The 21389-nt window shown below is 43.4% G+C and carries 18 protein-coding genes; 6 read left to right on the plus strand and 12 right to left on the minus strand.

Annotated elements, in window-relative coordinates; all coding sequences use genetic code 11:
• Positions 1–11: 11 nt before the first annotated feature.
• The gene (ftsH, locus tag ACO05V_RS19830) at positions 12–1988 is read right to left on the minus strand and encodes an ATP-dependent zinc metalloprotease FtsH (RefSeq protein ID WP_421855717.1); all 1977 of its coding nucleotides are present in this window, start codon (positions 1986–1988) and stop codon (positions 12–14) included.
• Positions 1989–2048: 60 nt separating this feature from the next.
• Entirely contained in the window at positions 2049–2669 is a 621-nt protein-coding gene (rlmE, locus tag ACO05V_RS19835) for a 23S rRNA (uridine(2552)-2'-O)-methyltransferase RlmE (protein ID WP_421855719.1), read from the minus strand.
• Positions 2670–2768: 99 nt separating this feature from the next.
• Between rlmE and ACO05V_RS19840 the strand changes: the two genes are divergently transcribed.
• Positions 2769–3071, plus strand: coding sequence for a YhbY family RNA-binding protein (locus tag ACO05V_RS19840; protein WP_421855721.1), 303 nt, complete (start codon positions 2769–2771; stop codon positions 3069–3071).
• Positions 3072–3172: 101 nt separating this feature from the next.
• Complete coding sequence (locus ACO05V_RS19845) at positions 3173–4015, plus strand: hypothetical protein (protein WP_421855723.1); 843 nt, start codon at positions 3173–3175, stop codon at positions 4013–4015.
• Positions 4016–4096: 81 nt separating this feature from the next.
• On the opposite strand, the gene ACO05V_RS19850 is transcribed toward ACO05V_RS19845, so the two are convergent.
• Positions 4097–7204 carry a multidrug efflux RND transporter permease subunit gene (locus tag ACO05V_RS19850; protein WP_421855725.1) on the minus strand — a complete coding sequence of 1036 codons (3108 nt, stop codon included), beginning with the start codon at positions 7202–7204 and terminating at the stop codon, positions 4097–4099.
• A gap of 37 nt (positions 7205–7241) precedes the next feature.
• A complete protein-coding gene (locus tag ACO05V_RS19855; protein WP_421855727.1) occupies positions 7242–8396 on the minus strand; it encodes an efflux RND transporter periplasmic adaptor subunit in 1155 nt (384 codons plus the stop codon).
• A 114-nt stretch (positions 8397–8510) separates the two neighbouring features.
• Between ACO05V_RS19855 and ACO05V_RS19860 the strand changes: the two genes are divergently transcribed.
• Together ACO05V_RS19860 and ACO05V_RS19865 are read left to right on the plus strand one after the other, a co-directional pair.
• Complete coding sequence (locus ACO05V_RS19860) at positions 8511–9248, plus strand: response regulator (RefSeq protein ID WP_421855729.1); 738 nt, start codon at positions 8511–8513, stop codon at positions 9246–9248.
• Entirely contained in the window at positions 9245–10321 is a 1077-nt protein-coding gene (locus tag ACO05V_RS19865) for an ATP-binding protein (protein ID WP_421855731.1), read from the plus strand. Before ACO05V_RS19860 ends, ACO05V_RS19865 begins: the two co-directional genes overlap by 4 nt.
• Positions 10322–10415: 94 nt before the next feature.
• Here ACO05V_RS19865 and erpA read toward each other — a convergent pair whose 3' ends face one another.
• The 4 genes from erpA to ACO05V_RS19885 form a co-directional block, all read right to left on the minus strand.
• Positions 10416–10757 carry an iron-sulfur cluster insertion protein ErpA gene (gene erpA, locus ACO05V_RS19870; RefSeq protein ID WP_421855733.1) on the minus strand — a complete coding sequence of 114 codons (342 nt, stop codon included), beginning with the start codon at positions 10755–10757 and terminating at the stop codon, positions 10416–10418.
• 75 nt (positions 10758–10832) lie between these two features.
• Positions 10833–12419: a peptide chain release factor 3 gene (locus ACO05V_RS19875; protein WP_421855735.1), complete on the minus strand. Its 1587-nt coding sequence runs from the start codon at positions 12417–12419 to the stop codon at positions 10833–10835.
• A gap of 257 nt (positions 12420–12676) precedes the next feature.
• The gene (locus tag ACO05V_RS19880) at positions 12677–13282 is read right to left on the minus strand and encodes a DUF1349 domain-containing protein (RefSeq protein WP_421855737.1); all 606 of its coding nucleotides are present in this window, start codon (positions 13280–13282) and stop codon (positions 12677–12679) included.
• A gap of 40 nt (positions 13283–13322) precedes the next feature.
• Positions 13323–13931, minus strand: a complete 609-nt coding sequence (locus tag ACO05V_RS19885; protein WP_421855739.1) for a short chain dehydrogenase — start codon at positions 13929–13931, stop codon at positions 13323–13325.
• 123 nt (positions 13932–14054) lie between these two features.
• Between ACO05V_RS19885 and ACO05V_RS19890 the strand changes: the two genes are divergently transcribed.
• Positions 14055–14609, plus strand: a complete 555-nt coding sequence (locus ACO05V_RS19890; protein WP_421855741.1) for a TetR/AcrR family transcriptional regulator — start codon at positions 14055–14057, stop codon at positions 14607–14609.
• Position 14610: 1 nt separating this feature from the next.
• Here the strand turns inward: ACO05V_RS19890 and ACO05V_RS19895 are convergent, their stop codons facing one another.
• The 3 genes from ACO05V_RS19895 to ACO05V_RS19905 form a co-directional block, all read right to left on the minus strand.
• On the minus strand, positions 14611–15243 hold the full coding sequence (locus ACO05V_RS19895) for an oxidoreductase (RefSeq protein ID WP_421855743.1): 633 nt from the start codon (positions 15241–15243) through the stop codon (positions 14611–14613).
• A 158-nt stretch (positions 15244–15401) separates the two neighbouring features.
• Positions 15402–18527, minus strand: coding sequence for an efflux RND transporter permease subunit (locus ACO05V_RS19900; protein ID WP_421855745.1), 3126 nt, complete (start codon positions 18525–18527; stop codon positions 15402–15404).
• A gap of 3 nt (positions 18528–18530) precedes the next feature.
• On the minus strand, positions 18531–19721 hold the full coding sequence (locus tag ACO05V_RS19905; protein WP_421855747.1) for an efflux RND transporter periplasmic adaptor subunit: 1191 nt from the start codon (positions 19719–19721) through the stop codon (positions 18531–18533).
• 93 nt (positions 19722–19814) lie between these two features.
• Between ACO05V_RS19905 and ACO05V_RS19910 the strand changes: the two genes are divergently transcribed.
• The gene (locus ACO05V_RS19910) at positions 19815–20393 is read left to right on the plus strand and encodes a TetR/AcrR family transcriptional regulator (RefSeq protein ID WP_421855749.1); all 579 of its coding nucleotides are present in this window, start codon (positions 19815–19817) and stop codon (positions 20391–20393) included.
• Positions 20394–20414: 21 nt separating this feature from the next.
• Here ACO05V_RS19910 and ACO05V_RS19915 read toward each other — a convergent pair whose 3' ends face one another.
• The gene (locus ACO05V_RS19915; protein WP_421855751.1) at positions 20415–21305 is read right to left on the minus strand and encodes a DMT family transporter; all 891 of its coding nucleotides are present in this window, start codon (positions 21303–21305) and stop codon (positions 20415–20417) included.
• Positions 21306–21389: the final 84 nt, after the last annotated feature.

Genomic DNA, 21389 nt, shown 5'->3' on the forward strand with positions numbered 1-21389 from the left:
ACATTTCGACGCTATTCGCTAGTCGGCTTAGGTGAAACCGTACCAGAAGCTGAATCAAGATCACCTTCTGAAGAACTAGCATCCACTGAAGTAACAACCTCGTCATTCACCTTATCTGCATCATCACCTTTCGGGGTATTAGCACCAGGATCAGACCACCCCTCAGGGGCAGAAGGCTTTTTGCCATCCATTATTTCTTTGATTTGTTTAGCGTCAATTGTCTCATATTGCATCAAAGCTTCCGCCATAACATCAAGCTTAGGACGATTTTCAACTAAGATAGTTGTCGCTTTTTCATAACAACGACTAATAATATCTTGAACTTCAGCATCTATAACTTTACCTGTTTCAGGAGAAAAATAGTTTGCTTTACTTCCCGTCGGCCCAGAAATGTAGCCACCATTATTATCATCTTCCTCATAGGCAAATGGGCCAAGCTTTTCAGACAAACCCCATTTAGTAACCATGTTACGAGCAATACTGGTTGCGCGCTCAATATCATTTGAGGCACCGGTCGAAACACCATCAAAACCATGAATCATTTCTTCAGCAATACGACCGCCGTACAAACTACAAACCTGACTTTCAAGACCTCGTTTACTAATACTGTATTTATCTTCTTCAGGTAAATACATAGTGACACCCAATGCACGACCACGAGGAATAATAGATACCTTATAAACAGGATCATGTTCTGGCATCAAATAACCAATAATAGTGTGGCCAGCTTCATGATAAGCAGTATTAAGCTTTTCTTTATCACTCATCACCATGGTTTTACGCTCAGCGCCCATGAGGATTTTGTCTTTCGCTAGTTCTAACTGCTCCATATTCACCAAGCGGCGATTAGAACGAGCGGCAAACAAGGCTGCCTCGTTAACCAAGTTCGCCAAATCAGCACCAGAGAAACCAGGTGTACCACGAGCAATGTTTTTTGGCTCTACATCATCATCACAAGGCACTTTACGCAAATGCACTTTTAGAATCTGCTCACGGCCACGAATATCTGGCAAGCCTACCTGCACCTGACGGTCAAAACGACCCGGACGAAGCAAAGCTGGATCCAATACATCTGGACGGTTTGTCGCAGCAATAACGATAATACCTTCGTTACCTTCGAAACCATCCATTTCAACCAATAACTGGTTCAATGTCTGCTCACGTTCATCGTTACCACCGCCCATACCGGAACCACGGTTACGACCAACAGCATCAATTTCATCGATAAAGATGATACATGGTGCGTGTTTTTTCGCTTGTTCAAACATGTCACGAACACGAGACGCACCAACACCAACAAACATTTCTACAAAGTCAGAACCAGAAATAGTAAAGAATGGCACCTTTGCTTCACCAGCAATTGCTTTAGCCAACAAAGTTTTACCTGTACCTGGAGGCCCACACATCAAGATACCACGAGGTATTTTACCGCCTAGGCGCTGAAATTTACTTGGCTCACGCAGAAAATCCACCAGCTCTGAAGTATCTTCTTTCGCTTCATCACAGCCCGCAACATCTGCAAACGTTGTTTTAATCTGATCTTCAGGTAAAAGACGAGCTTTTGACTTACCAAAAGACATTGGTCCGCCCTTGCCACCGCCACCGCCTTGCATTTGGCGCATGAAAAACATGAAGATGGCAAGAATAAGAAGAATTGGAAAACTAGCCACTAGCAACTGAGTCCAAATACTTTGTTGCTCAGGCATACGCCCTTCCACAACAACGTTATTGCGAAGCAAATCATCCATTATTTTTGGATCACCTGTCGCGGGACGCACAGTATTAAAGGTATCGCCGCTAGTACGGCTACCACTGATGGTATAGTTATCTACAACCACTTTAGCTATGCGGCCATCTTGGACCTCTTTCACAAACTCAGAATACGAAATTCTATTCGTGTCAGGTGTCGTATTAAAGTTATTAAACACAGTTAGTAGTACAGCAGCTATCACCAACCACAACAGTATATTTTTCAGCATATCGTTCAAGAGCACACCTCTTAACGGTTATTTTAAATGTCTCTGGCAATCATACCAGAACATATCCCATTAACCTTTATATTGTCTTCCTAATAAGTAAACTTCGCGACTTCTTGCTCGCGATGCATCCGGTTTACGTGTCACAACAGACTCAAATTGAACCCGCATGGTTTTGAGGTATTCTTCAAACCCCTCACCCTGAAACACCTTCACTAGAAAATTTCCGCCTGGACGTAACACTTGAGCCGCCATATCCAAGGCAAGTTCTACAAGATACATAGCTTGTGGCTGATCAGAAGAACTGTTACCACTCATATTGGGGGCCATATCTGAAATTACAAGATCTGCTTTTTTATCTCCAATTTCAGACAAAATTGCCTCATATACTTCTTGCTCAGTAAAATCACCCTGGACAAAACTTACCCCAGGCAAAGGGGCCATTTCCAAAATATCTGAAGCAACAATCGTCCCATTATCGCCCACCAGTTTTGCCGCCACTTGAGACCAGCCACCAGGGGCTGCCCCAAGATCAACAACGCGCATCGCGGGCTTAAACAACTTGTCCTTGTCGTTAATCTCTATCAGCTTATAACTCGCTCTAGAGCGATAGCCATCTTGTTGGGATTTTTTGACATACGGATCGTCAAAATGTTCCTTCATCCAATTATTACTACTTTTTGATCTTGCCACGTTTTCATCATACCTAAATCAGTCAATATTCCGCTATAATATCGCTTAACCTCTAAAGCCTCCAATAAAGAGGGTCAACTAATATGAGAAATTTTTACTATGAGTCTTACAAACGCCCAAAAAAAGCAATATCGCCTAATCGGCCACGCACTTAATCCTGTGGTTATGATTGCGGGCAACGGTTTAACAGAAACCGTTCTTACCGAAATCGACCGTGCACTTGAAGATCACGAGCTGATTAAAATACGCTTAAGCATTACCGACCGTGAAGTTCGCAATGCTCTGATTGAAGAAATCAACAAAATAATGAAGTCTGAAACCGTGCAAACCATTGGTAAAGTCGCACTTTTTTATCGTGCCGCTTTGAAGCCAAACCCAAAACTATCTAATCTACTTCGTTAAAAAAAAGCTCGAGATAGTCTTTTTTGTACAAAAAACAGACTATCTCTAAACTCTTTAAAATTACGGCCGATACCTTTGACAGCTAACAAGGGAGTCGTACCATGCTATTTATAGAGGCACTCAATAGAGCCAGTACTCAGCCGAATGAAAAAAAGTTGATTTCTAGAGCGAAATATCGCCCTACAATCAACCATAAAGACTCTGTCGACTTAAGTTCTGCGGCCCATCAAGTAAAGGAAATACATTTAAATAGTCAAGTCAAAACGCCCCTTACAGCATCAACAAGTGTTTTCGCCAACCTTATAGAGCATGCATTAAGCTATATTTTAACGAGCAATCTACACGTTCACTCACCTGAAGAATTGAATCTAGACATAAAAGATTGGATTTTGTCTCTACAAGTACCACCAGTAAAAAGTGAACAAGACCAAAAAACAGCAGGCTATCTCGTACCAGAAGTGCCTCAACGCCCACCGGCCAAACAACTTATATTTCATATTCCAGTAAAACCGTCCTACGGCATACCAGTCGACATGACACTTTTAATTTCACCAAACAATGGATCTCCGGAAGTCCCCAGCCTATTTCATACATTCCCTAAAGAAAGCTGGCTCCCCGTCTTACGCACCCCTTATTTGCCAGATTTTCTCGATCAACAAGTTACTCATTACCACATATTGCTTGATCAAGATGGCGAACCAGACCAGTTGTCTCCACTCTATGTACATATCAATCAAAGCCGAATAATGAGCGAAGATACATTCTCACCTCAAACATTCGGCCTCAGGATTTGGAGAGCAAAAAACAACACATTGACGCCAGTTGTTTTGGGAGACAGTAAAATTGGCTTGCTGTTTATTGGTCATTATACGCCCATTGAAGGCAACCCAATTACCGAAGAAGAAAGGGCCCGGCAAGCCAGTAATCTTTATACAAAGGCCTAGCCTCAATTTTTAAGCAATAAAAGAACCCTTCATACGATTCGCATGAAGGGTTTATTTTTTATCGACTAACTTAACAATGAATTAATGAGATGCTCGCCATCGACTAATGCGCTCTTGCAAGCCCATCACAAAGACAAAAAACACAGGTACAAAGAAAACGGCCAGCACAGTCGCGCTAATGATTCCACCCAACACACCCGTACCAATCGCATGTTGTGTTTCAGCACTAGCACCGGAAGCGATCACCAAGGGAACAACGCCCAAACCAAAAGCGAGTGATGTCATCAAGATAGGTCGCAACCTAAGGCGAGCAGCAATCATGGCAGATTCAACCAGCCCTTCCCCTTGCCCACGCAACTGCTTAGCGAACTCAACAATTAAGATCGCATTTTTAGCCGAAAGACCAATCACTGTAATCATACCGACTTTAAAGAAAACATCATTCGGCATATCTCGCAGCAAAACAGCGATAACCGCCCCAAGTAAACCAAGCGGCACAACCAACATCACGGAAAGTGGGATAGACCAGCTTTCATAAAGTGCCGCCAATACGAGAAATACCACCAACATAGATAACGCCATTAACAACGGCGCTTGAGAAGATGATTGACGCTCTTGAAGTGATTGCCCACTCCAAGCTACAGCAAAACCTGCTGGCAATTGATCCACCAAACGCTCCATTTCTTGCATTGCAGCACCGCTAGAAAAGCCCGCTGCTGCCGTACCAGAAATACGTATTGCAGGAAAACCTTGATAACGAGTCAACTGCAAAGGCGTTTCTGTCCAAACCGGAGTAACAACTTCCGATAAAGGAACCATGCCGCCATTACTATTGCGTACGTACAACTTAAGCACATCCTCAATCTGCATTCGTGCTGAGGCCTCGGCTTGCAGAATAACCTGTTGCATACGTCCTGCATTAGGGAAATCACCGACATAAGTTGATCCCATCGCGGTGGAAAGCGTGTCACTAATACTGTTAAACGACACCCCCATCGCCTCAGCTTTAAGGCGATCAATATTCAATCTAATACTTGCTCCAGAAGGTAAACCATCAGGATAGACACCAGTCACAATCTTACTTTGTGCAGCCAGCGCAAGCAGTTTCGTTTCCGCTTCTTTTAACGCGTCATAGCCTCGATTCGCGCGATCCTGCAAACGCATAGAAAAGCCAGAACTTGTGTCTAATTCATCGATAGCCGGAGGCATTAAACTCATCACCGAGCCTTCGGAAATATTAGCCATGGCCAGCTGTGCAAGAGATACCTCTTCTTGCAACGTGGTATATTCCCTATCCTTCCAATCTTTTAGCACAGTAAAAGCCATCGCCGCATTCGAACCTGAACCCGAAAAACCAAAACCCAAAATAGACAGATTAGACGCAATGGCAGGACGCGAAGCGATATACTCTTCAAATACTTCTACCACATCCAGCGTGCGTTCGGTGGTCGCATCCGCTGGCAACTGAATGGTCGTCATGAAATAGCCTTGATCTTCTTCCGGTAAGAATGATGTTGGCAACTGTCGTAAAGCGAGAATCAATACAGCCACGATAACAACAAAGATCATCATCATTCGCCCAATTCGTGCCAGCAACTTACCGACACAAGAAACATAGCCTTTCGTCATGCCATCAAACATTCGATTGAACCAGCCAAAGAATCCAGTTTTCTTAAGAGCTTGCCCAGTGTGAGGTTTAAGCAAGGTGGCACACAACGCCGGCGTCAAAGTCAAAGCCAAAAAAGCAGAGAACAAAATAGACACTGCCATAGAGAGGGAAAACTGCTGATAAATCACTCCCACAGAGCCACTAGCAAAAGCCATAGGAATAAATACCGCAGTCAACACCAAGGTAATACTGACCACCGCACCCGTTATCTGCTTCATCGCCTTAATTGTCGCATCCTTCGGACTCAAACCCTCTCCCGCCATAATCCGCTCAACATTCTCCACCACAACGATCGCGTCATCGACAATAATACCGATGGCCAACACCATGCCGAACATCGTTAACACGTTGATCGAAAAGCCTGCCAACAGCATAATTGAGAAAGCCCCCAACAAAGCAATCGGCGCAACAATGGCTGGAATCAAGGTATAGCGAATGTTCTGCAAGAACAAAAACATCACTAGGAATACCAACATCATCGCCTCAAGTAGGGTATAAATCACTTTTTCAATGGACACTTTGACAAAAGGGGCCGTATTAAAAGGGATGGAATAACTCATACCTGCTGGCATAGTTCGCCCCAACTCTTCCATACGAGCCAGCACCTTATTTGACGTGCTGACAGCGTTGGCCCCCGGAGCCAATTGAATAGCCGCCGAAGTGGCTACTTTGCCATTTTCACGATTACTAAAGCCGTAAGACTGGGCCCCTATCTCAACTCTCGCGACATCACTCAACACAATTTTCGAACCGTCTGTACGAGCTCTCACGACAATACTGGCAAACTCTTCAGGTGAGCTCAATTGCCCTTGAACAGTCAACGGCACAGTAACTCGCTGTCCAATTACTGAAGGCGACGCACCAACACTACCAGGAGCAATTTGTGTATTTTGCTGAGTAATAGCAGTCGTTAGATCTGCCATAGTCAAACCATAAGACGTCAACTTATTTGGCTCTACCCAGACCCTCATTGCCTGTTCAGAACCAAACAGCTGCACATTACCCACACCATCGATACGACGAAACTCCTCCAACAGATTACGCGACATATAGTCACTCAACGACGTTTCGGTAAAACGCCCATCATCGGATTTAAGGCCAACAATCATAAGGAAACTCGAGGTTGCCGATTCAACACTTAAGCCATTTTGACGAACGGCCTGAGGCAGACGTGCTTCAACCGCTTTAATCTTGTTTTGCACATCAACCTGAGCCAGCTTAGGATCCGTTCCCGGTTTAAAGGTCACCGTAATAGAAGCAGATCCGGAGCCATCCGCTGAGGATTCGAAATACAACATATTCTTAACGCCTGACAATTCGCGTTCAATCAAACTCAACACGGCATCATTCATTGTCTGGGGGTTTGCGCCAGGATAAGTCGCCGTAATACTGACAGACGGAGGAGCAATGGATGGATAACGAGCGATCGGTAGTTGTGGAATGGACAATACACCGCCTAAAATAATAAATAAGGCAAGCACCCAAGCAAATACAGGGCGAAGAATAAAAAACTGAGCCATAAATACGTTTCCTGTAAAACAAGTAGAACCTGTAGAATTAGTGGGCAACGCCTGAGAAGGATCTATTCGACTTCCATTCCTGCACGCGAACGTCTGTACCATCCGTCAGTCGCTCCATTCCTTCGATAACGACCTTCTGACCCGCCCTCACACCGACCTTTAAGCGATAATATCTATCAACCAACTCGCCTAATTCGACTGGTATGAGACGCACCTGACGATTCTCGTCGATAATCCACACCTGCGACTGCCCCTCAAAACGGACTACAGCCTGTTGAGGTAACATCAAGGCCTTGTCGTAATAACTGCGATCCACCTTGGCCTGTACAAACATTCCCGGTAAAAGCTGCTGATTTGGATTGTCTATCAACACCCGCAACAACACATCTCCCGTGCCAGCGTCGACACTAATACCTGAAAATACGATATGACCTTTTAAGCCATAAGGCTCACCGTTAGAGCGCAAGACGGATACTGGCAAACCATTTTCCGCTCCCTGCTTCGTCAACGCTTTTTGTAAGGATTCAAGGGAAGACGCAGGGCGTCGCAAATCAAGGTAAACCTGATCAATTTGCTGAATTCGCGCCATTGGACTGGTGTCTGTGCTATTAACTAACGCCCCTTCCGAGACCAAGGTCTGATCAATACGGCCAGAAATAGGCGCCTCCACGGTGGCAAATGCTAAATCAAGTTTACGACGTGCCAGCGTCGCCCGTGCTTGTGCGACTTCAGCCAACGCTTGGTCTCGTTTAAACACCTCATCATCGTAGGCTTGGCGACTAATTGAATTGGATTTTAGTAATGAGTTCAATCGAACTAATTGCTTTTGGGTATGCGCTAATGCCACTTCCGCACGATTAAGAATAGCGGTAGCCGTATCAACCTCGGCTAAAAAAGGCGCTGGGTTAATCTGATATAAAGGTTGACCCGCTTTGACCTCACTACCTTGATCAAAGAGCTTTTCTTGTACAATGCCACTGATCTGAGCACGAATTTCAGCAACGCGTACCGGCGCGACTCGGCCAGGTAATGTGTCCCTCACCGTTAATGCTTCAGGCGTTAAAGAAATCGCCGATACTAAAGGTTCGGACAGCAATACGTCTTGATTAGACTGAGGTTGATCACATGCAACAAGCACGAAAGCAAGTGCTGCTATCATGCTATAGCGGGTACTACTAAAGTCAAACTTCATCGAAAATCCTATACCTTATAAGGCAAGCCAATATTGAATAATCTAAATTCTACTTTTACTCAATGGAGCTATGACCGAGAATGCATGTAGATTTGATGGAGATGAATACTTTTTATGAATAACGAGATGATAGGTTCAGCAATAAGCACTGATATCCAAGCCACTGTACTGATTGCAGAAGATGAACTTGATATTGCAGAAATTCTGATTGCCTATTTAGAGAAATCTGGCATGCGAACGTTACATGCATCCAATGGCCTTCAAGCACTGGAACTTCACTTAGAACATAAGCCCGATATTGTTTTACTGGATGTACAGATGCCAAAACTTGACGGCTGGCGAGTACTTTCAGAGATCCGTCATCGTGGCAATACACCGGTCATCATGCTAACCGCCATGGATCAAGACATTGATAAACTTATGGGGCTGCGTATCGGCGCAGACGATTATGTTGTTAAACCCTTTAACCCCGCCGAAGTAATCGCACGAACACAAGCGGTATTACGCCGAACAATGACACAAGAGCCTTTACCGCAAACAAGTACCCTTCAACTGGACAGATTACACATTGACATAGAAAACCATTCTGTGTCGGTAGAAAAAGGAACAGAACAACTCGACGTCATGCTAACACTGACTGAATTCAAGCTATTAGCCCTCATGGCCCGCACACCAAAGCGTGCCTTCAGTCGAATAGAGCTATTAGAAAACTGTTTACCTGAAGGCGACACATTAGAACGCACAGTGGATAGCCATATCAGCAAACTGCGAAAAAAACTGGAACAGGTTGGCATCGACGATATTCCTGCTGGCGTCAGAGGAATTGGTTACCGTTTTTGGGATCGAAAATGAAAATCGTCGGCTTAAGCGGCAAAATAATAGCCTCAATGATCACCATCACCCTGCTTGCGATATTGCTTGTATTCTTTACTGCGTATCTTTTTTACTACTTCATGGATGCATTTTGGCCAGACTATATCTTTGAGGATAATATTATTCCTAAAGGCCCTGAACTCATCTGGGTTGCAGGAACCATTATCATAGCGCTAACAATAACCGTCACTGTGGCCATAAACTTAGCACGCCATATTGTCTCTCCGTTAAACTCCGTCACCAAAGGCATTCGCCTTCTAGCACAAGGAGATTTATCCGCACGAGCCACGTCATTTCATAATGCGCCAAATGAAACAAACCAGCTGATTCGTGACTTTAATTTGCTCGCCGAAAAGTTAGAAAGAATGACCAACGAGCAAAGGTTCTGGAATGCGGCTATTGCCCACGAATTGAGAACGCCCGTCACGATTTTGTACGGCCGCTTACAAGGCATGCTTGATGGCGTATTTACTCCTGACAATCATCAATTTCGAAGCTTATTAGTACAAGTAGATGGTTTAAAAAATCTAGTGGAAGACTTACGCGTCGTTAGTTTAGAGGAAAGCGGACATCTCAATTTGAGAATACAAGATGTTGATCTAAATACGGAAATCACGGCCGTGGTTGAATTCATGAAAGACGCGCTAGCCACAGCCCAACAAGATGTGGAACTAGATTTAGCCGCAAACAATACTTTGTGCGACCCAGTTAGAATCAGACAAGCACTCATTGCACTACTAACCAATGTCATCAAACATGCTGTATCTGGCCACATTAAGATTCAAACACGAAGCATACAAAATTCACTCGTATTATGTGTAGAAGATGAAGGCCCCGGCATTCCTGAAGCACTAGCGCCACACGTATTCACTGCCTTCAGACGCTCATCTGACAATGACGTAACAGGAAGTGGTTTAGGTTTGGCAGTGGTTGCTGCTATTGCAAGAGCACATAATGGCGAAGCCAGTTGCCATCCAACCGCACACGGCGGTACGCGTTTTGAAATGCGCTGGCCATATAAGCAAACAGAACTAACAGAAAAGAACACCTAACTGGCAATAAACCGACAATAAAAAACCCTTCATACGATTCGCATGAAGGGTTTATTTTTTATTGCCGAACTTAATTAACGTTTAAGGCCGAGAGCTAAACACTAAAACTCGCACCACAACCACAAGTAGACGTGGCATTAGGATTTTTCACAACAAAGCGCGAACCTTCTAAGTTTTCTTTATAGTCTACTTCCGATCCAACAAGATATTGGAAGCTTAACGGATCAACAACCAAAGTGACTCCGTTACGCTTTACCTCTGTATCGTCTTCTTGATGTTCTTCATCAAACGTAAAACCATACTGAAAGCCGGAACAACCGCCACCTGTCACATACACACGTAACATGAGTCGATCATTTTCTTCTTCTTCAATTAACGATTGCAGCTTTGCAGCTGCTGCGTCTGTAAATTCAATAGGATCAATCGATTCAACCATGCTCATTCCAATACCACTAAAACCATTTCGATAAATGAATTATCCGCTTATCCGAGTAATTTAGTCAAGTATTGATCAATGTTCACGAGTTGAGCGAAATCGAACTTGCGGCCATTTTTCTTCTGCCATCATCAAATTGACACGGGTTGGTGCCAAGTAAGTCAAATGACCGCCGCCATCAATTGCTAAGTTATCACGACACTTATTCTTAAATTCTTCAAATTTCTTAGCGTCATCACACTCAACCCAACGTGCTGTATTAACGTTTACAGGCTCATAAATACATTCGACCTTGTACTCGTCTTTTAAACGGTAAGCCACCACTTCATATTGCAACTGACCCACCGCACCAACAATCAATTCGTTGTTTCGTTGAGGCATAAACAACTGAGTAGAACCTTCCTCAGAAAGCTGCTGCAGACCTTTTTGCAAAGCCTTCATTTTCATTGGATCTTTCAAGCGTACACGGCGAAACAATTCTGGAGCGAAGTGAGGAATACCGGTGAATTTCAAATCCTCACCTTCAGTAAAGGTATCACCTATTTGAATTGTGCCATGGTTATGCAAACCAATAATATCGCCAGAGAATGCCTCTTCAACACCTTCACGATCACCTGCGGTAAAAGACACCGCATCCGTCACTTTAATATCTTTACCAATGCGACAATGACGCATTTTCATGCCTCGACTATAAGTGCCTGAACACACTCGCATAAAGGCAATACGGTCACGATGTTTAGGGTCCATGTTGGCCTGAATTTTAAAAATAAAGCCGGAAAACTTTTCTTCCTTTGCTTCCACTTTACGACTATTGGTTTCGCGATCAATAGGAGCTGGAGCCCAATCCACAAAGCCATCAAGCATTTCACGAACACCAAAGTTAGAAAGCGCCGTACCAAAGAACACTGGCGTCAGTTCACCTGATAAATACGCTTCTTGATCAAATTCATGGCTCGCACCACGAACCAATTCAATTTCGTCGACATAAGCTTCCCAATCATCACCAAGCAATTCTTTTGCTTCATCAGACTGTAAACCCTCGATGCGAATATCGTCCATTAAGGTATGACCACGACCACGAACAAACACATGAATCGTATCGGTATAAAGATTGTAAACACCTTTAAAGAAATCGCTCATGCCAATCGGCCAAGTAATAGGCGCCGCTGCGATTTTTAGCACTTCCTCTACTTCATCCAACAAATCAATCGGATCGCGAATATCTCGATCCATCTTGTTAATAAAGGTCAAAATAGGCGTATCGCGCAAACGACAAACATCCATCAACTTGATAGTACGATCTTCTACACCTTTTGCGCCGTCGATAATCATCAATACAGAGTCAACCGCAGTAAGAGTACGATAAGTGTCTTCAGAGAAATCTTCGTGCCCAGGTGTATCAAGCAAGTTAACGATACGATCTTTGTATGGGAACTGCATCACAGAAGAGGTAATCGAGATACCACGCTGCTTCTCCATCGCCATCCAGTCAGACGTAGCGTGCTTATCACCTTTGCGGCCTTTTACAGAGCCAGCCGTCTGAATAAGCTGGCCAAGCAACAGAAGCTTCTCAGTGATGGTTGTTTTACCGGCGTCGGGGTGGGAAATAATCGCAAAAGTGCGGCGTTGTTCAACTTGTTCAAGTAACTCTTTATTCGACATGGATAGAATCTTCTAATTTAACGCAGACTGGTGACTCCTAATTAAAAAATAGGAAAGACACAAAGCTGGAAGGTTAATTTTCAATGACGCTATTTTCACCGATCTTATCGCTAGACACAATCAATGCTTAGAAGATTAAAAAAATTCTTGTTCTGAAACTCACTCAACAGCTTCATAAACTGCCGAAACAACGAAAAAAGCCACTTAGAAATTAACTAAATGGCCTTTTCATCACGCTTAAACATGTTACTTACGGATTAAGCAAAACGAATATTATCTAACGTCTTTTTCTCTAATGTGAAATGCTCGAAATGACGCTCGCCGCCACTACCAACCGGGGCTTGAGCGACAAACCCCACTTTCACTGTTTCTTCAACAGGTAAAGTAAAGACTCGCGTCATATTGAAGTCTTCGCCGTCTACGGAATAATGAAGAGCAAAAGATTGACCAATTCGAACTACTTTTAGCCAAACGCTATTAGAGTCGATATCGTTACCGTTTGCGTCGTCAGTAAATTGGTTCATCACCACACTAACAACAGCACGAGTACCAAAGTCTGTTTTTTCAAAACAGGACTTCACCCAAGTATGGTCATTTTTCATTACCATAACAGCGGCCGCATCGTAGGTATCCACAAAATCTACAGAAACCTTAACCGTTAAAACAAAATCCCCTAACACCTCAGTGTAGTAAAAAGGTGCATTGCTTAGGTTTTCTGGGCTAATGCCTGTTTCTGATGCTGCGTCGTTGTTATAAAAAAAGTCGCTTTTTGGTGGTGCTAATAAAGTTAAACGGCCATTTTTAACATCCGCTCGACTCTCATTCAGCCACTTAAACCCTGCAAACGTTTCACTATTTACCATAAGTCCTCCGGTAACATTATTAAGATCTCTATCTACTTAATTATGCATCGACTGTTAGAACTTGCCCAGAAATGAAGCCATCAACTGAACGCTGAAAAGCCTTACCAACCAGTGTGCTTGGCACAGGCTGGAAGCCAGGCATCATTTCGCCATAAACATCCCATGATTCTGCTAGAACTGTTGGGTTAATAACGTTAACGCGAAGACCACGAGGCATTTCAAAAGCGACACATTTTGCAAAAGTTTCAATCGCACCACTTGTTGTCGCATCAGCAATCGCATAAGGAATAGGCTTAACCGACAAAATGCCTGAAATCAATGTAAATGAACCGCCATCGGTGACGTACTCAGTACCAACACGAACGACATTCATCTGACCAATCAGCTTACTATCAATCGTTGCACGCCATTGTTGATCCGTCATTTCGTGAAAAGTTGCATACTCACAAAAACCCACTGTATTTACTACAGCATCAACTTTGCCAATGGTTTCGAACAATGCCTTTAAAGACGTTTCGCTCGTGATGTCCACGGCATGGTCTGCGCCCTCTCCAGAACGATTTGCCGTAATTACTTTATGTTCAGAAAGTCCTGTTAGTGCTGCTTTTCCCATACTTCCTGTAGATCCAATCACTAAAACTGTTTTCATTGCTCACCTCAATTGTGTGTCATGCGTTATAAATACAAATTAACTTAAAATAAGTTACCATTGGTAACTTGACGACGACATGCTATCTTTCGCCCCATCATCTGTCAACACAATACTGAGCTTATGAAACAGAAACGAATGACCGCTAGCCGACGCTTTGAACAGCTTCTTGAATGTGCCTTGGAAGTACTAAAAGAGGATGGCGCTGATGGTTTAACTTTAGGACGAGTAGCCCAAAAAGCAGGCGTGACAAAACCCATTGTTTACGGGCATTTTGAAAGCCGAGCAGGCTTATTATCGGTTTTGTACCAAAACTATTGCCAACGCCATCTACAGGCCACACAAGATGCATTAGCCGATGTTAAGGACTCAAACACAGCAGCTAACGCGCTGGCTCGTTGCTACATTGAATGCGTCTTGTCCTCTGATTCTCTTTCATTAGCCGTAGATGCCGCTTTAGATGGTTCAGCAGAAACAGAAAAGGTAAAGCAAGATTGTGATGATGAGATGATGGCTTTTTGGGAGGAATCTTTGCAAAAATTCGAAGGGAAAACGGCCAGTAAAATCGCCTTTATTGCTTTTTCAGGAGCCGCAAAATCCCTATCAAAAGCCGTATCAGACGGCTTTATTAACCAGCAGGATGCAGAAGTTTTTTTGGCAAATTTACTGACTAAATAAATCAAATAAGCTGATCAGAACTCACCACACAGACACCATCAGAGCCTTGAATAGCCGACTCCAACAAAGCCTCAGCAATTTTTGGAGCAGGATTGACACGCAGACGGCGCGGCAAAATTGGCCCAAGAAAACTCAAGACAGCCGCTCCGACGCTTTCCCCAAGACGAAATTCAGAACGCTCTCCACCGATTAAACCCGGGCGAACTAACGTCAACGAGGCAAAACCCAAGCCAATCAGAGCCTGCTCTAATTCTCCCTTAACCTTATTATAAAAAATAGAAGAGTCTGGATTCGCTCCTGATGCAGAATTCAAAACATAAGCCTGTGAGCCATGTTCATAAGTCTTTTTGGCAATAGCAAACGGATAAGTGAAATCGACCAATCGAAAGGCTTCTTTCGAACCTGCCACACGCATGGTTGTGCCCAAGGTACAAATGACGGCGTCGACCTTCCATAAATCAGGATCGTCTGGCAAATTTTCAAAGTCGACCAACAGGGTTCGTAATTTTGCATGCTCTACCGATAAAGCCTTTCGAGAAAGCACAACAACCTCACTAACCCGCGAGTCCTCTAACGCTAGCGTTAAAACAAGACGCCCCACCAAACCTGTCGAACCAACTAATAATAACTTCATCTAAAACCTCCTCTCTTGTATGGAATACATACCAAACAAAAATGTTAATCGAACCATCTAAATCGATGATTGAGGATCTACAACCTTGCAAATACTTCAAACCCCATAAAAAAAGGAGCTGATAAAAGCTCCTTTTTCATTTATATCCTTTTAACGAATTACTCAGCGTTTTCGTTACTAGATAAAGCCTCAGGGCGACCTGGGAAGATACGTCGTACGATTACAAAGAATAATGGTACAAAGAAAATCGCCAACACGGTAGCAGTTAATGTACCACCAACTATCCCAGAACCAATTGAAATTCGGCTGTTCGCGCCAGCGCCAGATGAAAGTGCTAATGGCAAAGTACCTACGATAAAGGCCATCGAGGTCATAATAATAGGACGCAAACGCAAGCTTGCCGCTTGAGCTGCAGCGTCCCACACATTAACACCTCGTCGATAAGCCGCTTCCGCAAATTCCACAATCAATATGGCGTTTTTCGATGACAAACCGATAGTGGTTAATAGTGCAACTTGGAAGTACACATCGTTTTCTAAGCCACGCAAATGCGCCGCAGCAGCAGAACCGATAACACCAAGAGGAATCACCAAGATCACCGACAAAGGCACCGTCCAGCTTTCATACAAGGCCGCAAGACATAAGAACACCACTAAAATAGAGATACCGTAAAGCAATTGCGTCTGACCGCTCGATAAACGTTCTTGATAAGACAAACCACTCCAAGAGCCAGTTACACCCGGCAAGCTGTTTGCGACACTTTGTAATTCATCCATTGCTGCACCAGAACTTACGCCAGGCGCACCTGAACCTTGAACTTCATAGGATGCCAAGCCATTAAAACGTGACAAACTCTTTGGCCCATAAGTCCATTCACTTTTAGCAAAAGCAGAGAATGGCGTCATTGTATTGTCGTTACCACGAACATACCAATGCTGTAAATCTTCAGGCGAAGAGCGATATTGAGCATCACCTTGCATATAAACCGTCTTAACTCGTCCACGGTCGATAAAGTCATTTACATAACGCCCCGCCCAAGCACTGCTCAAAGTTGAGCTAATATCGGATAAAGACAAACCAAGCGCCGACGCTTTTTCTTGGTCAATATCGATATGCAATTGCGGCCCTTCAGACTGAGACCCCAAACGAACACCTGTTAATAACGGACTAGCGTTAGCATCGTTAAGCAAAGCATTTCTCATTTCCAACAGAGTTTCACGGTCGGTATTACCCGTAGCTTGAAGCTGGAAAGTAAAGCCGCTGCTTTGACCCAAACCTTGGATAGAAGGCGGAATCAAAGAGAAAATTTGCGCATCACGTATTCCAGCAAAAGCACCGTATGAACGCCCAACAATGGCGCTAGCACTGTTCGCCGGTCCAACACGCTCACTCCAATCTTTTAAAGCGATAAATGCCAAACCAGCATTCTGACCGCTCCCCATAAAGTTAAAACCAGAGATAGTGAAAATATCGTTTACATTCTTTTTCTCGGTTTCTAAGAAATAGGTTTCAATCTCTCGCATGACTTTATCAGTACGAGACATAGCGGCACCTTCGGGTAAAGACACCATGACCATTACTCGGCCTTGATCCTCTGTTGGCAAGAAACCAGATGGTAAGTTCATCATTAAACCACTCAAACCAGCGACAATCAGTCCGTAAACCAACATCCAGCGAACTGGTTTCTTAATGATGCTGCTCACACCTTTGAAATATTTTCCTGTTGCACGATCAAAGTTACGGTTAAACCAACCACCAAGTCCTTTTTTGTTTGAGTCGTGATTTGCTTTTAACAAAGTCGCACACAAAGCTGGCGTTAAGGTTAACGCCACCACAACAGACAAAATCATTGATGCCACAATCGTGATCGAAAACTGACGGTAAATAACACCCGTCGAACCACTAAAGAATGCCATCGGCAAAAATACCGCAGACAGAACAACCGCAATACCGATTAGAGCACTGGTGATCTCTTTCATGGATTTGATCGTCGCCTCTTTCGGAGACAACTTCTCTTCTTCCATAACGCGTTCAACGTTCTCCACCACTACGATGGCATCATCCACCAGCAAGCCGATAGACAGAACCACACCAAACATAGTCAAGGTATTGATCGAGAAGCCAAACAATTCCAATACACCAAACGTACCCAAAAGCACAACAGGTACCGCAATCGCAGGAATCAAAGTGGCACGCCAATTCTGCAAGAAGACGAACATAACAATAATAACGAGAGCTATGGCTTCAAACAGTGTTTTGACCACCTCCTCGATAGATATTTTGATGAAGTCCGTATTATCGACAGGGAAAGAAAACTTATAACCATCCGGCAGACTGTTAGATAAATCATTCAGTGTCTTTTTAACCGCTTCAGACGTCGACAAAGCATTCGCACCAGGCGCCAGCATCACAGCTAAACCAGAGGCAGGATGTCCATTCAAACGCGGAATATAACCGTAAGACTCACTACCGAGTTCCACTCTCGCCACATCACTCAAACGAACCGTCGCACCGCTGTCATCATAAGCTAAAATAATATCTTTGAACTGCTCTGCGGTTTGAAGTTTAGATTGTGCGGTTACTGTGACGTTTAGCTCTTGACCTTTGATGATTGGATAAGCGCCAAGACTACCGGCTGCCACTTGGCTGTTTTGCGCATTGATCGCTGCCGAAATATCGGAAGGCATCAATTTGTAAGAGGCAAGTTTTAGCGGGTCCAACCAAACACGCATTGAATAGGCCGAACCAAATACCTGAATACTACCAACGCCGTCAACACGGGAAACTGGGTCTTGAATACTCGATACTAAAAAATCTGAAATATCATTTGCAGAATCTTTATCTGTTTCGTCGTAAACAGCAGCAACCATCAAAAAGTCTGAGTTAGCTTTTCGAACAGAAACACCATTTTGCTGAACCGAAGTTGGCAAATTAGACGTTATTTGCTGAATCTTATTCTGAACTTGTACTTGAGCAATATCGGCATCCGTACCTTGTTCAAAAGTAACATTAATGCTGGCACGACCACTTGAGCTACTGGATGAAGAAAAATACAACAAACCATCTAAACCAGTAAGCTGTTGCTCCAATACTTGAGTCACACTATTCTCAACTGTTTCAGCTGACGCACCGGAATAGGTCGCAGAAATACTGATCGTTGGTGGAGCCACATTCGGATATTGAGATATTGGCAAGGTCGTTATCGCACCTAGACCTGCCAGCATGATTGCAATGGAAATAACCCATGCAAACACCGGACGATTTATAAAAAAGTGAGCTAACATAAATTAGTTTCCTTGAGCCGAAGAACCACTGTTATTCGCATCGACAATAACACCTGTTTTACTGTCTCGTTTCATCGCAACAGTCGTTACTTCACTGCCTGGCTTTGCCTTCATTGAACCTTCAACAATCACTTTTTCACCCGCATTGATTCCAGAAAGAACCAACCACTGATTACCAAGAGAACGCTCAACCGTTAAAATACGACGCTCAACTACATTTTTATCGTTAACCACCAAAGCAATTGGATTCCCTTTCACATCACGAGATACAGCCTGCTGAGGGACCAAAAGTGCAGCGTTATGTGTCAGCTCATGAATCAAACCACGAACGAACATACCCGGTAATAAAAGATTATCAGGGTTTGGAAACTCCGCACGTAACGTCACGCTGCCAGTCGATTCGTCAACACTGACTTCCCTAGCCTTCAAACTACCTTGATATTGATATTTGGTACCGTCTTCAAGAATCAAAGACACTTTATTAGAGCCTTTTTCAACATCATCCTGAGCAAGGAAAGTACGTTGTTTCAACTGATCTAAACTGGTTTGTGATAAATCAACAAAGATAGGATCTAAAGAGCGAACTGTTGTCATAACCGTTGCTTGGCTACCCGTTATCAAAGCACCAACAGTCACACGAGAAATACCAATTCGACCATCAATTGGGGACTGAATTTTGGTATAACCTAAATTGATTTTGGTATTCTCTAATGCCGCTTCTGAACCTTTTTGCTTCGCTCTAGCTTCCAAGTAAGCAACCTGAGCATCATCTAAATCTTGTTGAGATACGTTATTTTGCTTACGCAATTCGGTGTAACGTTCTTTTTTCAATTGTGCAGATTTCAGGCTGGCATTTGCTGACTCTAAGTCCGCTTGAGCTTGCTTGTAAGATGACACATAAGTGGAATCATCCAATTCATAAAGCAAATCTCCAGTTTTAACATTTTGACCTTCTTCAAAAAAACGCTTCTTTACGATTCCGCCAACCTGAGGACGAATTTCTGCCACCAAACTAGAGGTAGTTCGTCCAGGTAATTCAGCGATTAAATCTGTTTTTTGAGGTTCTATAGTCACAACACCAACTTGAACCTTAGGTGCAGGTTTTGCAGCAGCAGACTTTGGAGCCTCCTCCTGACAACCAACCAACAACAAAACAAGTAACACGCTTGAAGCATATTTAAATTTAGACAACATTGAGGAGACTTCCTTTCGAAACATTGAGAATGATCATTCACAAGCACTATAATATAAGCAATCCGCCTAATATATGACAAAACGTGCAAATAAATGAGAACTAATAAATTACCGTGTAATAATGATCAGCGTAAACAATGCATTATTGATGCCACTGAGCAACACGTACTTACCAAAGGCTTCCATAAGGCAAGCATGAGCGAGATTGCAAAAACAGCAGGGTTAAGTGTCGGTCAGATTTACCGTTACTATGCCCATAAAGATGACATTATTTGTGCATTAGTCGAGCAGCTTACACAAAAAAGGTTACAGTTTATGGCATCTTTTTTAGACAAAACAGACTGGCTTGATCGACATTTTTCTGAAGAAAATCAAGAGACTCATAATATGAGAATCATGCACACTGAGATTCAGGCGGAAGCCACACGCAACCCTGTTATTGCTAAAATCTACAAAGAGTCCAACATGCGATTGCAAAATCGCGCGGTAATTATTCTACAGTCACGCTACCCGACCATCACGGAAAAGGAAGCCCTCGCCCGTATTGAAATGCTGGTAACTTTAACAGAAGGGCTTTTAGTCCGTTGGGACTTCCAGGCCAGACCGTTCAGCAAAGAAATGCACCAAATTTATAGTCAGACACTGGATACTATTTTGCCAGACACAATCTAATCTTTGCCAGACACAATCTAATCAAAAACTTTTAGTTGGTTTAAAAATTGCCCTAATTTGAGGCCAACGACTCACCAACATGGCGATAAAGATTAAAAAGCAACCAAATACCTGACCTGTGGCCATAGACTCACTAAACCAAAAAACCGCAAAAATAGCCGTCCAGACCGGTTCTAGGTTCATAATAACTGCTGCATGACTCACTGGCGTTAAACTCATGCCATAGGTCTGTAATAAGAAACGCAGACTGCTTGCAATCAAGGTACTGGCTAAAAACCATCCAGCCACAGCCATACTAATATTATGAGGAAGCGTTTCTGTTAACAGCGATAGAAAAAGCAACAAACAACCCGCCATACTCAATTGAATAGCAGTTAATACTAAAGCATGCATCCGCATCGAAAAACGCGATAATAAATTTAACTGGAAGGCAGACCCTAAAGCGGCACCCAAAAAATACACATGGGAAAACTCAAACTCCAAGCCATTATTCAGCGCTAAAAAGCCTAAACCAACAACGGCAATGGGCAAAGCAATCCAAATACTTAACGGTGGCCTTGCACCAAACAGAAAGCGTGCAATTACTGGAACAAGAACAACCCCAAGACTGGTAATAAAAGCGCCAACACCTAGATTTGAACCTTGATCCAATCCCGTGACCCAAAACATCATAGTGATGCCCATTACCAAACCAACCACGCTAGCACGTTTAACGTCTTGCCAATCTAGACCTCGGAAATACTTTAGACCAGCAAGGTACAATACAAACCCAGCGACAATAAATCGTATCCCCATAAAAAATAAAGGTGGCAAACCAGCCAGTGCTTCTTTGGAAAATATCCAACCAAACCCTGCCAAAATAGTGACAAACACTAGAATTAATTCGGCTTTAACATGTGATTCTTGCTTCAAAAATATTCCTTACGAAAAAAATGACTAGATAAAACTCACAGAGACCTTTACAAGAAGGCACGAAAAAGCCCGCTAACCTGGGCT

This window comes from Marinomonas sp. (assembly GCF_965225885.1).
Lineage (GTDB): Bacteria > Pseudomonadota > Gammaproteobacteria > Pseudomonadales > Marinomonadaceae > Marinomonas.